Here is a 15736-nt window from a genome sequence, read left to right as displayed (position 1 = left end):
TGCAGCTTGCTGAAGCGAGGTGGCGCATTCTACGCTACCCGGGTTTGTTGTCAACACTTTTTTGAAAGTTATTTCTCAAAGCGTTTCTTTTAAACCCTCGCCACTATTAAGCCTTGCGGTTAGTAGTGGCTCACTTGTTCGGTTGGCGTTGTTGCTTTCCCGTCGAAGTGGAGGCGCATTTTACGTAGATTTTTTTCGCCGTCAATAAAGAATATCAATAAACATAAAAAAAGCGACCTGACAGGTCGCTTTTTACACTAAATGAAGTTTAAACACTCACATTTGCTTAGTTACGGCTCTTTTCCTCAGTTTCAGCGTCCGCCGGTTTCGTTGGTTCAGCCTTGTTGTCGATAAAGTCAGCGTCTTCTTCATGATCGCCTACTACATCGTCCAGCGTCATTTTATCTACCGTACGGAATGTGTTGATGGGTCCCGCCAGCGCATACAGCGCAAACACGATAAACAATACCAATGCCGGCTCGGTAGCTACCACGACAAAAACCAGCAATATAAGCAGTAACGCCACGAACGGAACCTTGCCGTGCCAGTTTACTTCTTTAAAAGAGTTATATTTAAAGTTGCTTACCATTAATAAGCCGGCGGCACCGGTGATAAGCGCGACCACTAATCCATAGTCGTTACCATTAACGCCGTATTCAACACCTACCCATACCAGTCCTGATACCAGTGCGGCAGACGCGGGGCTCGCTAACCCCTGGAAAAAGCGTTTGTCGGCAATACCGACCTGGGTATTGAAGCGGGCTAACCGCAACGCAGCACCGGCTACATATATAAAGGCTGCCAGCCAACCCAGCTTGCCAAGATCACTCAGCCCCCAGTTATAAGCGACCAATGCAGGCGCTACACCAAAAGAGACCATATCAGCCATTGAGTCGAACTCGGCACCGAAATCACTTTGGGTGTTGGTCATCCGGGCTACCCGACCGTCGAGACCGTCAAAAATCATAGCCACAAATATGGCCACCGCCGCAGCTTCAAACCTTCCGTTCATCGATGATACAACTGCAAAGAAACCGGAAAACAGCCCGGCCGTTGTCAGCAGGTTGGGAAGTAGATATATCCCCTTACGTTTATTCTCTGACATAGAGCCTCATTTATTAGCTAATTATTTAATACAATACAGATTATTTCACAGTTCTTCGTCTACGCACACCCACTTGCGCCGACAAACCGGCTATAACTCGGTATAGATTCTCATATGCAAATTCTAGCATTTTCTATTTTGCTTAGTGCTATCCTTAAGAATAATTGTCTCTTACTGCCTGCTCAGCTTAAAGTTCACTACTGAGCGCATTTGTGCAAACTTTTTAATCACCAGGTTCATTAATGAAGGTACGTTATTTTTCCAAAAACATAGCATTGTCTGCGTTATGCATAGCTATGCTTTGCCCGCTTACTGCTAGTGGGCAAGAGCCAGAAGCGTTTGAAGAAGCCTTGCAGAAATATAATAGCAAGGCTTATGACGCAGCTTATGTTCATTTGAAAGCGTCTTTAAATACTGAACCTGATCATCTCCCGTCCAAGTTACTAATGGGAAAGGTCCTCATGCTCAAAGGCTTACTGCCAGATAGTCTTCTGGAATTTGAGGAAGCTCTGGAGATGGGGGCCGATCGGAACATTGTCGCACCAGACCTGTTACAACTGTATATATTGTCCGGGGATTACCAGGCCGTTTTAGATTTTGATAGCGACACGCTCAATAGCGATACACAGGCCATAGCTTACCTTTTTAAGGCTAATGCTTATGACAGTCTTGAGCTTAAAAGAGAGGCCGAAGCTGCATTCAGAAAAGCGCTATCTTTCAAACAGGAAGCAAGACTGCTTAACAGCTACGCGTCTTTTTTACTCAGGGGTGACCGTGTACCTGAGGCTGCTGCCCTAATAGATCAAGCACTGGCAGTAGATAGTAATGATGCCAGAACCCTTCAGTTGAGAGGTGTATTGGCCAGTAAGCAAGGCAGAGAAGATGAAGCGTTAAAATGGTATGAACTTGCGTCAGAGAAAAGTAAATCAGACCCAATTATCCAACGCTCTCTTGCTTTTACCTATTTAAAGCTTGGGAAGTTGGATAAAGCCGAGGAAGTGATAGATCTGGTACTTCAACAGGCGCCTAATGATCCCACCATATTGCTACTAAAGTCAGGATTGCTTAGAGAAAAGGGTGACTCGGAAGTTGCTGATGAGATGATAGAAGAGCTTTCAAATACATTGACATTAATGGATGACTTCTCTGATAAGGATAGTGGATTTATACACCTTACTAAGGGGACCACCTATTTTTTCGCAAAGCTTTACGAAGCAAGTGCCCAGGAATTTGAAAGATACTTAAATGTAGCTCCGCCTGACAAAAACACCCTGCTTCTGCTCGCACAATCCTATAAACAGATTGACGATAACAGGCGTTTCGCGGAGACGCTCGAGCGCTTTCCTAAAATTACCAGAAGCAGCTCCGAATTGGTGTCACTGGCGTGCAGACGTTATATCGAAGAAGAAAGATTCGTATTTTGTGAAACCTTGCTTGAAAATGTGGATGAATCGATTAAACACCACGATCTGGTCTTATTTTCACACGTCAGTTTGCATCAGGCCCGCGGAAATTACGCGGCAGCTATAAAGCTTCTTAAAGAACAGTACAAGCCACCCTACTCCACGCAAGTTCTGGTGCACCTGACCCGATTACACTACATGGCAGGAAATAATGACAAGGCACTCGATTTTGCAGAGCTGTTATTGGTCAGTAACCCGTCTAACCCAGACTTTCTTCGATTAAAAGCAGAAATTCTCATTGCTGAAAAGCGGTGGACGGCAGCAGAAAATGTTGCAGCCAAGCTCGAAACTGTGGTGAACAGTGAGTATTTTGTTAATTACGTTAAAGCCAAGATACTGATTAACCAGCAGAAATACGCAGAAGCAAAATTACTGCTGGAAGCAATAGATACAACAAACACTATCGATTTGGATATAACTGTTCTCAAAGCCCGGCTGTCAAGTTTTCTGGGCGAGAACAGTGAAGCCGTTGAGTTATTGACGCAATACAGAAAAACACACGGTGCCTCAAAAACGGTGAACGAAACGTTAGTAATGGTTTATTCAAATATGGGCGCGTTTGAAGATGCTCTCGCAGAAATAGAGAACTTACGACGCAATCAAATAACTAACCCTAAGTACATTGAAGGAAAAATTAACCTTCTTATAAAGTTAGAGAGGGTAAAGTTAGCTAAACTTGAAATAGCCAGGCTTGAACAGCTGTTGCCTGCTACGGCTGAAAACACCCTTCAACTCATCAGTTTCAGGAAACAAATTCAAGACTATGAAGGCGCCTTGAGAATAATAGAACTCCTCGCGGCCAGAGAAACGCTATCTACCAGGATTCTATTAGAAAAAGCCACGTTGTTACTTGAAATAAATAAGCCGGAAGCAGCCAGGGAAACGGTAGACTTAGTCCTCAGTGACGAATCTTCAGCCACCGCCCCCGCTTATTTTATCGCCGGGAAAATAGCACAAGCGCAAAATAAACCTAGCGTCGCTTATAGCCATTTCAGACAAGGTTTTATCCGTTCTGAGGGGGCGTTGGTGTATGCTTTGAGCATGAATAACACAATAACCACAGACGCTGAGAGCGAAGATTTTGTAGCCTTACTTGAAGAGGTAATTTCGAAGAATTCGATCGAGCACCTAAGCCTCACTTACGTACTTGCCCAACATCATTTTTACCAAGATCGCTGGGAGGTGGCTAAGCCTCTCCTGGAAGCATATATCAAACAAAACCATACCAGATACAAACACAATGCAATGACACTTCTCGCTCTGATCGTCATAGACGACGAGAAAGAGAAAGGGATGCAGCTGGCCCAGGAAGCTTATTCGCTTGCCCCTCGCTCAGCGCTTGTTTTATCTACCTATGGCTGGGCCCACGCAAAAAACAATAATTATGATCAGGCTCTGTATTACTTGCGACAAGCACATGCCATCGAATCGGCAGACAGCGACACGTTATTCAGACTGGGCGTAGTGCTAGGAAAGCTAGCCAGACCAGCTGAAGCCCGCCGCTTTCTTAAACAAGCCCTGACTTCATACGGAGATAATAATGAAGGCAGAGTACAAGAGGTGCAGCAATTGCTCAGCGAGATGAAAGAATCATGACAAACAATCTGTCAGCTTTTTTTACAGAGCGGTTACACCACACGAATAACCCTATGATTAAATTAATAAAAATAATTGGCCCAAATTATGCTTAGCAACAGTACTATAAAAAAGGTGCTTTTATCATGAAAAAGATCACTGTTTCCGCAATTTTAATTATTGCGTCATTTTATCAAGGGATTGTCCACGCCAAGTCTACTAAACAGCAGGAAGAACCGCTGGAAGAATGCTCCACCAGCGACTTGGTGTTAACGTCTACCCCCACAAGTAGTGTCACGGTGCTTGGTTGCTCAGGTGCCCACCCTGATAATGACTTTATTTCTCCAGGATGGCTTGCGGGTGAAGAAATATGGGATACGGATGGTATTCTTACCAATACTTCTCCTACCACTTCTTCAGAGAGTTGGGATTACCTCACAAAGTATAATCCGAATGGTACCTTGGATGGAGCAGCAAGCAGCCTCTTTTCAATAGCCTTCGATGATTGCCTGAATAACGAGGGGGATCCGATCTCATGTAACTCCGATGCCGTGGCACTGGAAATGACCATGTCATTTACCCAACCAACGACCGATTTACTTTATAACCAGTTTGTATTAATTGCCAAAGCATCTAATTATTACTCTTTGTACCAAATAGAAGTACTTGAAGGCATTCAGAGCCTCGCAGGCACACTAACTATGGTGAGTAAAAACGGCCTGTCCCATCTCTCTGTGTGGGGAGCGAAAGTCGCATCCACACCTCGCCCGCCTACATCAGTGAGCGCCCCAGCAGGATTAGGCGTGCTGTTACTGGGATGCGGTGCGATACTACTACGCAGAAAGTTGCAGAAATAAACATTTTATCAATATATAAAAAAGCTGCCCAAGGGCAGCTTTTTTGGTTTTCCAGACCAGAGACTACACCACCGTAAGCTGATCACCCTCCAGGTCTATCCGTATAGTAGCATCTGGCACTATGTCACCGGATAACAGCTTGTTCGCAAGCGGGTTCTCTATTTGTACCTGAATAGCCCGCTTCAGTGGACGGGCACCAAATACCGGGTCGAATCCTGCCTCGGCCAACTTATCCATAGCAGCACCTGATAGCTCAAGTTTAAAGCCTTTCTCAGCTAATCGTGCACGCAGTGAAGCCAGCTGTATTTTCGCAATGGCTTTTATTTGCTCTTTACCAAGCGGATGGAACACCACAATGTCGTCTACCCGGTTGATAAACTCCGGTCTGAAGTGCTGACCAACCACGCCCATCACCAGCGACTTCATTTCCTCGTACTGGCTCTCCTGATGCTTGTCCTGAATAACATCTGAGCCCAGGTTTGAGGTCATAATGACCACGGTATTTTTAAAGTCTACCGTTCGTCCCTGTCCGTCAGTCAGACGGCCATCATCCAGTACCTGCAACAGAATATTAAACACATCAGGGTGGGCTTTTTCCACCTCATCAAGCAGGATAACCGAGTAAGGTTTGCGGCGTACCGCTTCTGTCAGGTAGCCTCCCTCTTCATACCCCACGTAACCAGGAGGCGCACCCACCAGGCGGGCAACCGAATGCTTTTCCATAAATTCCGACATGTCGATACGCACCATGGCTTCTTCTGTATCGAACATGAAGCCTGCCAGCGTTTTGCACAGCTCGGTCTTACCTACCCCGGTCGGGCCAAGGAACAGAAATGAGCCAATTGGCCGGTTGGGATCGGCAAGCCCGGCCCGTGAGCGACGGATGGCGTTAGACACCGCGGTAACCGCTTCTTGCTGGCCTACCACACGCTTATGTAACACGTCTTCCATACGCAGCAGCTTATCACGCTCGCCTTCCAGCATTTTTGACACAGGGATCCCGGTCCACCGGGAGAGCACGTCGGCTATCTCGGCGTCAGAGACCTTGTTCTTGACCAGTTTGGTTTCCCGGGTCTCATTTTCCGCCACGCGCTCAAGTTTGGCTTCGAGCTCCGGAATGCGACCATACTGTAACTCAGACATGCGGTTAAGATCTGATGCCCGCCGGGCAATTTCTAAATCCAGTTTGGCCTGTTCCAGCTCGGATTTGATTGACTGCGTGCCCTGCATGGCATCTTTTTCTTCACGCCAGATGGTTTCTAAGTCGGCGTATTTCATTTCCAGCTGTTCGCGCTCAACCTCGATAGTTTCCAGCCGTTTATGGCTGGCCTCATCGGTTTCTTTAGCCAACGCCTGTTCTTCCAGCTTGAGCTGGATAATGCGCCGCTCCAACCGGTCCATATCCTCTGGCTTCGAGTCTATTTGCAATCGAATACTGGACGCCGCCTCGTCTATCAAATCAATGGCTTTGTCTGGCAGTTGTCGGTCGCTAATATAGCGATGCGACAAGCTCGCCGCAGCCACGATGGCCGGATCGGTAATATCCACCGAGTGATGCAACTCGTATCGTTCTTTCAGTCCACGCAATATGGCGATGGTATCTTCCACACTGGGCTCATCCACCAGCACTTTCTGGAAGCGACGCTCCAGCGCGGCATCTTTTTCGATGAACTTGCGGTATTCGTCCAGGGTGGTCGCGCCCACACAGTGCAGCTCGCCACGGGCCAGCGCGGGTTTAAGCATGTTACCGGCATCCATGGCTCCCTCACCTTTACCGGCGCCTACCATGGTGTGTAATTCGTCGATAAACAGAATTACCCGGCCTTCTTCTTTGGACAGTTCGGTAAGCACCGCTTTCAGGCGCTCTTCAAACTCACCGCGGTATTTAGCCCCGGCAACCAGCGCGCCCATATCCAGTGACAATACCCGCTTGTCTTTCAGCCCTTCAGGCACTTCGCCATTGATAATACGCTGGGCCAGCCCCTCGACAATGGCGGTTTTACCCACGCCGGGCTCACCGATGAGTACCGGGTTGTTCTTGGTGCGACGTTGCAGTACCTGTACTGTCCGGCGTATTTCATCGTCACGGCCAATCACCGGGTCCAGCTTACCCTGCTCTGCCCGCTCAGTGAGATCGGTGGTGAATTTCTCCAACGCCTGTCTGACATCCTCGGCATTGGGATCCGTTACTTTTTGTCCACCACGCATGGTATCGATGGCGTTCTCAATTTTTTCTTTAGTAATATTCAGCTCTTTGAGTATGCTGCCCAGGCGCCCCTTATCCTGAAGCGCCGCCAGCACAAAGATCTCTGACGTAATGTATTCGTCTTTTCGCTGCTGTGTAATCTTGTCACACAAATTCAGCAAAATGCCACTTTCCTTACTAAGCTGGACGTCGCCGCCCACCCCTTCCACACGGGGCAGCCGCTCGATGGCCTGGCTCAGTGCACTGCGTAACGCATTCACATTGACATTAGCCTGATCCAACAGCGGGCGCACCGAACCGCCTTGTTGATTCAGCAACGACGTCATTAGGTGAACGGGTTCAATGTATTGATGATCACGACCCAGCGCCAACGACTGCGCATCGGAAATCGCTATTTGGAATTTACTGGTAAATCTGTCTAAACGCATGGATTGATGTCCCTCTGCATAACCTTGCTGTAGTTATGGGTACTGCGCGAAATTGATTCAAGTAAAGCGATGAAAAATTCGACGAAAGTCGAGTTAGCGAAAACCTATTACACTCACCATTCTCCCCGTGCTGGTTGCCCCCTCGTGCTGGCTGCGGCGGTGAGAGAAAAATAACTTGCTGTCGGCATAGGTACACTGTGGGGACTGAGAAATCTGAGCTATCCCCAGTGCCTGTAACTGTTGCAAGGCAATTTGAGGTAGGTCGAGCATGACCTTGTCCGCCGATGTGGCTGGTTGCGTGACATTGGTATAGGTTGAAAACTTTGCCGCCAGCGAACTGGGCACTTCATAGTGGCGTACGCTGATCGCCGGGCCAATCCAGGCAAGCAGGCTGTCACTTGACGACCGCATTGCGGCTACTGTAGCGGCAATAACTTGCTTTTCCAGTCCCTGCCAGCCCGCATGTACAGCTGCGACTTCATTACCCTGCCGGTTAGTCAGCAGCACCGGCACACAGTCCGCCGTCATAACGGCACAAAAGGCATCCCGGCTTCGGCTGATAGCCGCATCCGCTTCTATGTCAGTAGCAGGCAGTGTGACCACCCGGCTACCATGCACCTGGTTAAGCCAGCCTATTTTCTCATGGTGAGGTAACAGGCTGCGATTGTGTGTCACCCGCGCGGGGTTATCCCCTACATGCAGGCCTACGTTCAGGCTGGTGTAGGGTGATGAGCTGGCACCACCCGCGCGGGTAGTCGTATAGGCAACTACCGACTGGGGCGCAGGCCAGTCAGGGGTGATCAGGTTTATCACTAAAGTGCAGCATCCGGATTGGCCAGTGTGTCTTCTCTGACGGCGTCAATAAGCGCAACCATGTCTTCTGGTAGCGGTGCCTGCCACGTCATCCACTCGCCGGTTGTCGGATGATTCAACGACAACTGTGCCGCATGCAACGCCTGGCGATTGAAGCCACGCAGATGGTCTACCAGTTCCGGGCTGGCGCCTTTGGGCAAACGGGCACGGCCGCCATAGCCGGGATCGCCTACCAATGGGTGCTTAATGTGCGCCATATGCACCCGAATCTGGTGGGTTCGGCCTGTTTCAAGTTTCAGACGCAAATGGGTATGGGCGCGAAACTTTTCGATAACCCGATAGTGGGTTACCGCCGGCTTGCCAAACTCTCGCACCGCCATGTGAGTACGCTTGGTCGCATGACGGCCAATCGGCGCTTCTACTACACCACCCGCCACCATAGTGCCAATGGCCAGAGCTTCGTATTCGCGGCTCATTACCCGGCGCTGTAACTGATCCACCAAGTGGGTTTGCGCCGGTACTGTTTTTGCCACTACCATTAATCCGGTGGTGTCTTTATCCAGCCGGTGGACGATACCCGCACGAGGCACAGTATCGATATTCGGCACGTGGGCCAGCAGTGCATTCAGCACAGTACCGTCTTTATTTCCCGCTCCCGGATGCACCACCAGGTTCGCTGGCTTGTTAATAATCAGAATATCGTCGTCTTCGTAGACGATATCTAAATCAATTTGCTGGGGTTGACTGGTGATCTGCACTTCCATTTGTGCCTGCACAGTTACATGCTCATCACCAAGGATTTTATGCCGCGGCGCAGTGACCACTTCCCCGTTGAGACGCACGTTGCCGTCAACAATCCAGCTTTTTAACTTAGAGCGTGAATATTCCGGGAACAAATCTGCCAAAACCTGATCTAAGCGATAACCGAAATGCGCTTGCTCGGTTGTGCCTTCCAGATTTACTGTGTTTACTGACTCTGTCATAACACCTTAATTTCTGAGTAAAAGAGATATTATAACAAGCTTTCATCCGGTGAGTCGGATACTTTCAGGATTTTGTGTGGGCATTCGGCGTTTGAGTGCGCTAGAATGGCTCGCAATTAACGCAGGCAGCGATGTTTAACAGACTGTTTAGCAGGAAAACGTTTATATATGAAATCATTTCGAAAAGTAGCACCCCTTTTAGCCGGTGCTATGCTCTCTTTAGCCGGATGCAGTTCATCTGATACTGAAGAACAAGCCGTGCTGGCCAACATGGGCGCACAGCAGATGTACGAGAAAGCCAAACGCAGTATGGAAGCGGGCAACTTCAGTAACGCCGCAGCCACGCTCAGTGCACTGGACTCACGTTACCCGTTTGGTCCGCTGTCACATCAGGTGCAGCTTGATTTGATTTACAGCTACTATAAGTCGGGCAAACCAGATGAGGCGCTGGCAACGATTGATCGCTTCATTCGTCTGAATCCTAATCACTCTGACGTAGATTATGCATTCTACATGCGCGGACTCACGAACATGGAGTCAGACAGTAACCTGTTTCAGGAACTGATGAATATCGATCGCGCCGATCGCGATCCTGCAAAGTCCAGACAGGCGTTTGACGACTTCCGCCGTCTTATTCAGCAGTATCCGAACAGTAAATATGCCGCCGATGCACGCAAACGCATGCTGCATATTAAAGAGCGACTGGCGCGCTACGAAATAGCCATAGCTCGTTTCTACATGCGCCGGGAGGCCTATGTGGCTGCCGCTAACCGCGGCCGCTATGTTATTGAGCATTTCCCTGACTCTAACCAGGTGCAGCAGGCGCTGGAAATTATGGTCTCCAGCTACGACGAGCTGGGGTTAGATGACCTTAAAGAAAATGCCATGAAAACGCTGAAACTCAATTATCCTGACAGCGAATTCATTAGCTAAGCAGATACAAAAAAACGCACCAAACGGTGCGTTTTTTGATTCAGGTGGCATTACCTGAAAAACATATGACTGAACGGATTAAGCAACCTCGCCAGCCCGGATGTGAAGTGCAACGGTTGGTCGACAACACTAAACACAAGACATCCTTTCGTGGCTTCCGATTTGGGCGCATGGGTGTGATCGCCGTCCATATATATAAAATCCCCGGTATCGTAGGCATTAATACCATCTCGGAATTCGCCATCAAGCACCAGCGTATATTCTGTTCCGCGGTGAGTGTGTTCTGGCACGCTACCTCCCCGCTCCATGTAAATAAAATTCGCCACACCCGGGAATCCCAGATCCACCGGGGCCTGCCACAGGCGACCGACCAGACTTGACCAGTTCCCTGTTTTATCAACAAACCTGCGTAAGGTTCTGGGTAACACAAATTGTCTACCATCCAGTTCGATGGTGAATTTTTCGCACGACCCCGTTGTTCTGGACGGTCTATCAGACTTATCTGAGGGCGGTAGCTGGGTAATGCTACTTAACATTCTCTCGAATTCGGAGCTTTGACGGGCGTCAAAGCTATCCAGAACGTCTTCAGCAAGACGCTCTGTTTCGCTGGCAACCACCTGCTGGCATCGCTCACACATATCGCAGTGAGCGGATACCATTATAGCTTCTACGGATGACAGCGAACCTTCAGCAAACTCACTTAACTGCTCAAGGCTAGGATGAAACTTGATCATGACTGTTTAACATACCCTTCAGACGCTGCAAAGCCAGTCGGGTACGCGACTTAACAGTTCCGAGCGGAATACTGAGTTCATCGGCAACCTCTTGCTGCGATTTTCCATCAATATAAATGGCTTCAATCACTGCTTTTTGCTTGACTGGCAACGCTTCAAATAAAAACCCGATTTGCTCCAGCGTTATCTGCTCGTCCAGCGACGTTTCATTCGCGTCGGGCGTTTGCTCGCAGAGCACTGGCCATAAATCATCTGAACACACATCTTCTTTACGGTTTTGCAATTTGCGTAGCATATCAAACCGGATGTTGCGCGCAATTGTAAAGATCCACGTAGAGGGTGAACCTTTTTCTGCATTGAAGAGATGCGCTTTCTGCCATACGTTAGACATGGTGTCTTGGACCAGCTCCATAGCCAACGCTTCGTTTCCCATTTGCTTCAGCGCGTAAGAGCGCAGGCGTGGGGCAAAATAACCAAACACTCTGGCGAACGACTTTTTGCACCGTTTTTCTGCTACCGTCACAATGTACTCTGACATCTCGGTGGCACACTCTTTAGGCTTAATTGCGCTGTTGCTTTGTTCCAAAGGAATTCCAACTAACATATGTCTCGTCCGTTTTTCCAAATTGGTTTCGGGTATTCTACGCGCAAGCAGTTAAAATTGATTGATTTCAGACCATTACATTACTGTAATGAAAGCGTTGCCTTCTCAGCATTGCAGTAGGTGTTTGGCTGGACGTAAGTAAATATTTCGACTGAAATGTAAAGCTTACCTATTCCACCAGCGCTGCTAAATAGTTTAGCAACTTTTTGCAATCTTTCTGCAGCAGGAAGTGCTGCTTCTGTTTTGCATCTACCGGGAGCAACTCCAGCCAGCGGTGTAAAACCCATAGAGGGTCGTTAAACTGCGGGTTGTCGTATAAAGCTCCAATGTCTGAATATCTTTCAAAAATTTCTTTCAACCGCTCGTCCATAGGGGCGATTTGTTCAGATGAGATATCACAACACCAGGGTTCAAGTGTCTTACAGGTACCAACACGTAGCCCGTCGGCTTCTGTGCGGATGTCTGTTATCTCAACGCCATACCTTCCTGCAACCTTGATGCCAAGCAAACCATCTTCGAGCATATCGAAATCAATTACTTCAGCGTAGGTCCCAATTGGCAGAATATGTTCGTTCTTTTCTTTGTCTCCATGTGCGTTCAGCATGCACAGCACAAAGCCTGTGCCCTTCGCACACACTTCTTTCACCATGCGCGTATAACGGGGTTCAAAAATACGCAGCGACATACGACCACCTGAGAGCAGGTGTGCAGATAGCGGAAATAATGGAATATTTTCTTGCTGCATATGTCAGATTTACACTCGTTAGGATGCTGGGAGATACGCCAGCCTGTATGTTTTGGATCGAAGTGAGAGCCATTCGCATGTACCCATGCTTGATCCCCTCATAACTCCATATCGTAGATATCTGAAATTCAGAATAATTTCGTCTTATGTCAGTTCTTGATGCTTTCTGTGAGCTTTACGCAGACCTTGCCCGAATCGATCTTAAAGATTTAGAAAACGTGTATGCGCAGGAGGTAGTGTTTGTTGACCCAATCACCACCCATCGCGGCCTGGCGAATGTAAAAGCGTACTTCTCACAACTTCTCGAGCGTGCCCAAACATGCCGCTTCGATATCCACACGGTGATCCCGAGTGATACTGAAAACGGTGAGATTAGCCACATAGTGAACTGGACCATGTATTTGCAGCTCTCCGGTATGTCTCATGAGATAGTATTGCCCGGTACCACGCAGTTATCGGTTCAGAACGACAAAATAGTCTTTCACCGTGATTACTACGACATGGGCACCCTCGTTTATGAGCATATCCCGGTGTTGGGTTGGATTATCCGCAAAATTAAAAACAGGCTAGCCTCATGAAAACCTTACTAATTACCGGTGCTACCTCAGGTATAGGTAAAGCACTGGCTGAACATGCAGCTGATAACGGCTATCAGGTGATTGCCTGCGGACGCAATCACGAAGCTTTAGATAACCTGAGCCAGCATAGCAACATTGAGAGTCTCAGATTTGATGTGTCAGACCTTGAGCAGACCCGGGAGACGCTGCGTGAGGTGAAATTCGATATTGCCGTGCTAAATGCCGGCACGTGCGAGTATGTAGATGCCGAGAAGTTTGAACCTGACATGTTCCGACGGGTTTTTGAGCCTAATTTTTTCGGTGTGGTGAATTGTGTGGATGGTTTACGCCCGCAATTTACCGCCGGACAACAACTGGTTATTGTGGACAGTATGGCGCGACTTTTCCCTTTCACTCGTTCGGAAGCCTACGGTGCCAGTAAAGCTGCATTACACTACTTTACTAAGAGCCTGGAAGTGGATCTCGCTAAACAGGGTATCATTGTGCAGGCGGTATCACCGGGCTTTGTGGAAACGCCGCTCACTGATAAAAATGACTTTGAAATGCCGATGAAGATATCCGCAGAGGAAGCGGCCAGACAATTTCTTCGCGGGATAGAACAGAAAAAACAAACTATATTCTTTCCGCGCAGGTTTGGCTGGATCATGCGGTTTTTGCATATCTTACCTACCCCGATACAGCGGAAACTTTCTCTCGCCATGCGAGACAAGCAGTAAAGGTAATAAAAATAATGACAAAACGTATTGCCATCGTCGGAACGGGAATTTCCGGGTTAACCTGTGGCTATTTGCTTCACCAAGAAAACGAGTTGGTGGTGTATGAAACCAATGATTACATTGGCGGGCACACTGCGACTAAACAAGTCACTGTAGAAGGCAAAGAATACGCCATTGATACAGGCTTTATTGTTTACAACGACTGGACCTACCCTAACTTCATTAAGCTGATGGAGCGCCTGGGCATAGCCAGCCAGCCCACGGAAATGAGCTTTTCGGTCACCAGTGCCAGCGCCAACCTTGAGTACAACGGCAATACGCTGAATACGCTGTTTGCGCAGCGTCGAAATATCCTACGCCCACGCTTCTGGCGGATTGTAAAAGACATCCTGGCGTTCAATAAGGCCTGTAAAGCACTGGTGGCCAGCGGTGCAGATACATCCGGTAAAACCCTGTACAGCTATATACGGGAACTGAACCTGAGCGACGACTTTGCGAATTACTATATTCTACCCATGTGTGCGGCAATCTGGTCGGCCAGCCTTGCCCAGACCCGTCAGTTTCCTTTGACTTTTTTTCTGCAGTTTTTCATGAACCACGGGTTACTGAATATCACTGACCGCCCTCAGTGGTATACACTTAAAGGGGGTTCCAGCCAGTATATCGCTCCCCTTGTAGCCGGGTTTGAGCAGGCAATTCGCCTGAATACTCCCGTTAAACAGGTATTCAAACAACATGATAAATGGTGCGTAGAAGACACTACCGGTGGAGTTGAAGTGTTCGATGAGGTTATTTTTGCGTGTCACAGCAATCAGGCCCTCGCCATGCTGGCCTCGCCCTCTGACGATCACCGCAATATTCTTGGCAATATTCCCTATGCAGAAAATGACGTGGTCATGCATACCGACACAAGCCTGCTACCGCGACGCCGGCTGGCGTGGGCAAGCTGGAATTATCAGCTGAATGATCTCGACAGTGCGGAAGAGGCACCGGCTACGGTGACTTACAACATGAACATACTGCAATGCCTGGAAAGCGATACCACCTTTTGCGTGACGCTGAATAATTCTGACGCTATCGATCCGGCTAAGGTGCTCGGTCGCTACCGCTATGCGCACCCCCAGTATAGTGATGACATGGTCAGTGCGCAGTCACAGCGCAACCTGATCTGCGGCCAGGACAATCTGCATTTTTGTGGCGCCTATTGGTATAACGGTTTCCATGAGGATGGTGTACGCAGTGCCCTGGATGTGTGTCAGCGTTTCGGGGCCTCGTTATGACCGAGAGCGCAATTTACCAGGGCGATTTGTTCCACCGGCGCTTCCGGCCTACCCAGCATGCCTTTAATTATCACATTTACCTTTTCTGGCTGAAGTTGTCGGAGCTGGATGACCTGGAAAGAAATGTTAAGAATTTTTCATGCTCCCGGTTTGCCCCCGCCCGCTTTAAACGCAGCGATTACTTGGGAGATCCTTTCCAACCCATTGAAAAATCAGTGTTATCCCGAATGAGTGAACTTCATGGAGCGCCGCTGACCGGTGACATCTTCATGCTTTGCCAATTGCGCGCTTTCGGAATGTATTTTAGTCCGGTTAACTTTTATTTTTTACGTGACAACGCGGGGCATTATACCCATATGCTTGCGGAGGTAAGTAATACCCCTTGGAATGAGAGACACCACTACCTGGTTGATTTAAAACAACAAAATGACACTAAAAAAGCGTTTCATGTATCACCGTTCAACCCCATACGCATGACGTATAAATGGCGCATTGGCATACCCGCCGAAACGTTTTCACTGGTCATGGATTGCCATCAGGAGCACAAGGACTTTTCTGCCGGCTTTCACCTCCACCGTATGCCACTGAACTCGGACACATTGGCTAACGTAATGAAACGCATACCAAGTATGACAATAAAAACGGTGTTTGGAATTTACTGGCAGGCACTTAAGCTCTGGCTTAAGCGCACACCTGTTTACTCCCACCCATAAGAA

Annotated in this window: 14 protein-coding genes; 7 read left to right on the top strand and 7 right to left on the bottom strand. The window is 48.4% G+C overall.

The window, feature by feature from the left end; all coding sequences use genetic code 11:
- Nucleotides 1-286: 286 nt before the first annotated feature.
- Nucleotides 287-1105: a CDP-diacylglycerol--serine O-phosphatidyltransferase gene (gene pssA, locus OCL06_RS14435; protein ID WP_262995771.1), complete on the bottom strand. Its 819-nt coding sequence runs from the start codon at nucleotides 1103-1105 to the stop codon at nucleotides 287-289.
- Between the two features lie 242 nt (nucleotides 1106-1347).
- Between pssA and OCL06_RS14430 the strand changes: the two genes are divergently transcribed.
- Both OCL06_RS14430 and OCL06_RS14425 read left to right on the top strand, forming a co-directional pair.
- Nucleotides 1348-4164 (top strand): tetratricopeptide repeat protein, encoded by a 2817-nt coding sequence (locus OCL06_RS14430; protein WP_262995769.1) that lies wholly within the window; start codon nucleotides 1348-1350, stop codon nucleotides 4162-4164.
- A 125-nt stretch (nucleotides 4165-4289) separates the two neighbouring features.
- Nucleotides 4290-5000 carry a hypothetical protein gene (locus OCL06_RS14425; protein WP_262995767.1) on the top strand — a complete coding sequence of 237 codons (711 nt, stop codon included), beginning with the start codon at nucleotides 4290-4292 and terminating at the stop codon, nucleotides 4998-5000.
- Between the two features lie 63 nt (nucleotides 5001-5063).
- Here the strand turns inward: OCL06_RS14425 and clpB are convergent, their stop codons facing one another.
- The 3 genes from clpB to rluD all read right to left on the bottom strand — a co-directional run bounded on the left by clpB (nucleotide 5064) and on the right by rluD (nucleotide 9430).
- Nucleotides 5064-7634 (bottom strand): ATP-dependent chaperone ClpB, encoded by a 2571-nt coding sequence (gene clpB, locus OCL06_RS14420; protein WP_262995764.1) that lies wholly within the window; start codon nucleotides 7632-7634, stop codon nucleotides 5064-5066.
- Between the two features lie 93 nt (nucleotides 7635-7727).
- A complete protein-coding gene (gene pgeF, locus OCL06_RS14415; protein WP_262995762.1) occupies nucleotides 7728-8447 on the bottom strand; it encodes a peptidoglycan editing factor PgeF in 720 nt (239 codons plus the stop codon).
- Entirely contained in the window at nucleotides 8447-9430 is a 984-nt protein-coding gene (rluD, locus tag OCL06_RS14410) for a 23S rRNA pseudouridine(1911/1915/1917) synthase RluD (RefSeq protein WP_262995760.1), read from the bottom strand. Before rluD ends, pgeF begins: the two co-directional genes overlap by 1 nt.
- Before the next feature lie 168 nt (nucleotides 9431-9598).
- Here rluD and OCL06_RS14405 point away from each other — a divergent pair, with 168 nt between their 5' ends.
- Nucleotides 9599-10363: an outer membrane protein assembly factor BamD gene (locus tag OCL06_RS14405; RefSeq protein ID WP_262995759.1), complete on the top strand. Its 765-nt coding sequence runs from the start codon at nucleotides 9599-9601 to the stop codon at nucleotides 10361-10363.
- A gap of 50 nt (nucleotides 10364-10413) precedes the next feature.
- On the opposite strand, the gene OCL06_RS14400 is transcribed toward OCL06_RS14405, so the two are convergent.
- The 3 genes from OCL06_RS14400 to OCL06_RS14390 form a co-directional block, all read right to left on the bottom strand.
- Nucleotides 10414-11097 carry a ChrR family anti-sigma-E factor gene (locus OCL06_RS14400; protein ID WP_262995758.1) on the bottom strand — a complete coding sequence of 228 codons (684 nt, stop codon included), beginning with the start codon at nucleotides 11095-11097 and terminating at the stop codon, nucleotides 10414-10416.
- Nucleotides 11078-11701 (bottom strand): sigma-70 family RNA polymerase sigma factor, encoded by a 624-nt coding sequence (locus tag OCL06_RS14395; RefSeq protein ID WP_262995757.1) that lies wholly within the window; start codon nucleotides 11699-11701, stop codon nucleotides 11078-11080. Before OCL06_RS14395 ends, OCL06_RS14400 begins: the two co-directional genes overlap by 20 nt.
- A gap of 169 nt (nucleotides 11702-11870) precedes the next feature.
- Nucleotides 11871-12446: an LON peptidase substrate-binding domain-containing protein gene (locus tag OCL06_RS14390; RefSeq protein ID WP_262995756.1), complete on the bottom strand. Its 576-nt coding sequence runs from the start codon at nucleotides 12444-12446 to the stop codon at nucleotides 11871-11873.
- Between the two features lie 146 nt (nucleotides 12447-12592).
- Here OCL06_RS14390 and OCL06_RS14385 point away from each other — a divergent pair, with 146 nt between their 5' ends.
- From OCL06_RS14385 to OCL06_RS14370, 4 genes are read left to right on the top strand one after another with little or no spacing between them, the layout of a single operon-like run.
- Complete coding sequence (locus OCL06_RS14385; RefSeq protein ID WP_262995755.1) at nucleotides 12593-13024, top strand: nuclear transport factor 2 family protein; 432 nt, start codon at nucleotides 12593-12595, stop codon at nucleotides 13022-13024.
- On the top strand, nucleotides 13021-13740 hold the full coding sequence (locus tag OCL06_RS14380; protein ID WP_262995754.1) for an SDR family NAD(P)-dependent oxidoreductase: 720 nt from the start codon (nucleotides 13021-13023) through the stop codon (nucleotides 13738-13740). The genes OCL06_RS14385 and OCL06_RS14380 overlap by 4 nt, the downstream gene beginning before the upstream one ends.
- Before the next feature lie 14 nt (nucleotides 13741-13754).
- Entirely contained in the window at nucleotides 13755-15020 is a 1266-nt protein-coding gene (locus OCL06_RS14375) for an NAD(P)/FAD-dependent oxidoreductase (protein ID WP_262995751.1), read from the top strand.
- Entirely contained in the window at nucleotides 15017-15733 is a 717-nt protein-coding gene (locus OCL06_RS14370) for a DUF1365 domain-containing protein (RefSeq protein ID WP_262995748.1), read from the top strand. The genes OCL06_RS14375 and OCL06_RS14370 overlap by 4 nt, the downstream gene beginning before the upstream one ends.
- Nucleotides 15734-15736: the final 3 nt, after the last annotated feature.

Source organism: Alteromonas salexigens (genome assembly GCF_025628895.1).
In the GTDB taxonomy this organism is placed as follows: domain Bacteria; phylum Pseudomonadota; class Gammaproteobacteria; order Enterobacterales; family Alteromonadaceae; genus Alteromonas; species Alteromonas salexigens.
The sequence above is the reverse complement of the archived record's forward strand: the minus strand, read 5'-3'. Positions and strand labels throughout refer to the sequence as shown.

What these genes read in the sequence shown, in the direction of transcription:
- pssA (WP_262995771.1), bottom strand. Translation starts at nt 1,105, where the DNA reads ATGTCAGAGAATAAACGTAAGGGGATATATCTACTTCCCAACCTGCTG.
- OCL06_RS14430 (WP_262995769.1), top strand. Translation starts at nt 1,348, where the DNA reads ATGAAGGTACGTTATTTTTCCAAAAACATAGCATTGTCTGCGTTATGC.
- OCL06_RS14425 (WP_262995767.1), top strand. Translation starts at nt 4,290, where the DNA reads ATGAAAAAGATCACTGTTTCCGCAATTTTAATTATTGCGTCATTTTAT.
- clpB (WP_262995764.1), bottom strand. Translation starts at nt 7,634, where the DNA reads ATGCGTTTAGACAGATTTACCAGTAAATTCCAAATAGCGATTTCCGAT.
- rluD (WP_262995760.1), bottom strand. Translation starts at nt 9,430, where the DNA reads ATGACAGAGTCAGTAAACACAGTAAATCTGGAAGGCACAACCGAGCAA.
- OCL06_RS14405 (WP_262995759.1), top strand. Translation starts at nt 9,599, where the DNA reads ATGAAATCATTTCGAAAAGTAGCACCCCTTTTAGCCGGTGCTATGCTC.
- OCL06_RS14400 (WP_262995758.1), bottom strand. Translation starts at nt 11,097, where the DNA reads ATGATCAAGTTTCATCCTAGCCTTGAGCAGTTAAGTGAGTTTGCTGAA.
- OCL06_RS14395 (WP_262995757.1), bottom strand. Translation starts at nt 11,701, where the DNA reads ATGTTAGTTGGAATTCCTTTGGAACAAAGCAACAGCGCAATTAAGCCT.
- OCL06_RS14390 (WP_262995756.1), bottom strand. Translation starts at nt 12,446, where the DNA reads ATGCAGCAAGAAAATATTCCATTATTTCCGCTATCTGCACACCTGCTC.
- OCL06_RS14385 (WP_262995755.1), top strand. Translation starts at nt 12,593, where the DNA reads ATGTCAGTTCTTGATGCTTTCTGTGAGCTTTACGCAGACCTTGCCCGA.
- OCL06_RS14380 (WP_262995754.1), top strand. Translation starts at nt 13,021, where the DNA reads ATGAAAACCTTACTAATTACCGGTGCTACCTCAGGTATAGGTAAAGCA.
- OCL06_RS14375 (WP_262995751.1), top strand. Translation starts at nt 13,755, where the DNA reads ATGACAAAACGTATTGCCATCGTCGGAACGGGAATTTCCGGGTTAACC.
- OCL06_RS14370 (WP_262995748.1), top strand. Translation starts at nt 15,017, where the DNA reads ATGACCGAGAGCGCAATTTACCAGGGCGATTTGTTCCACCGGCGCTTC.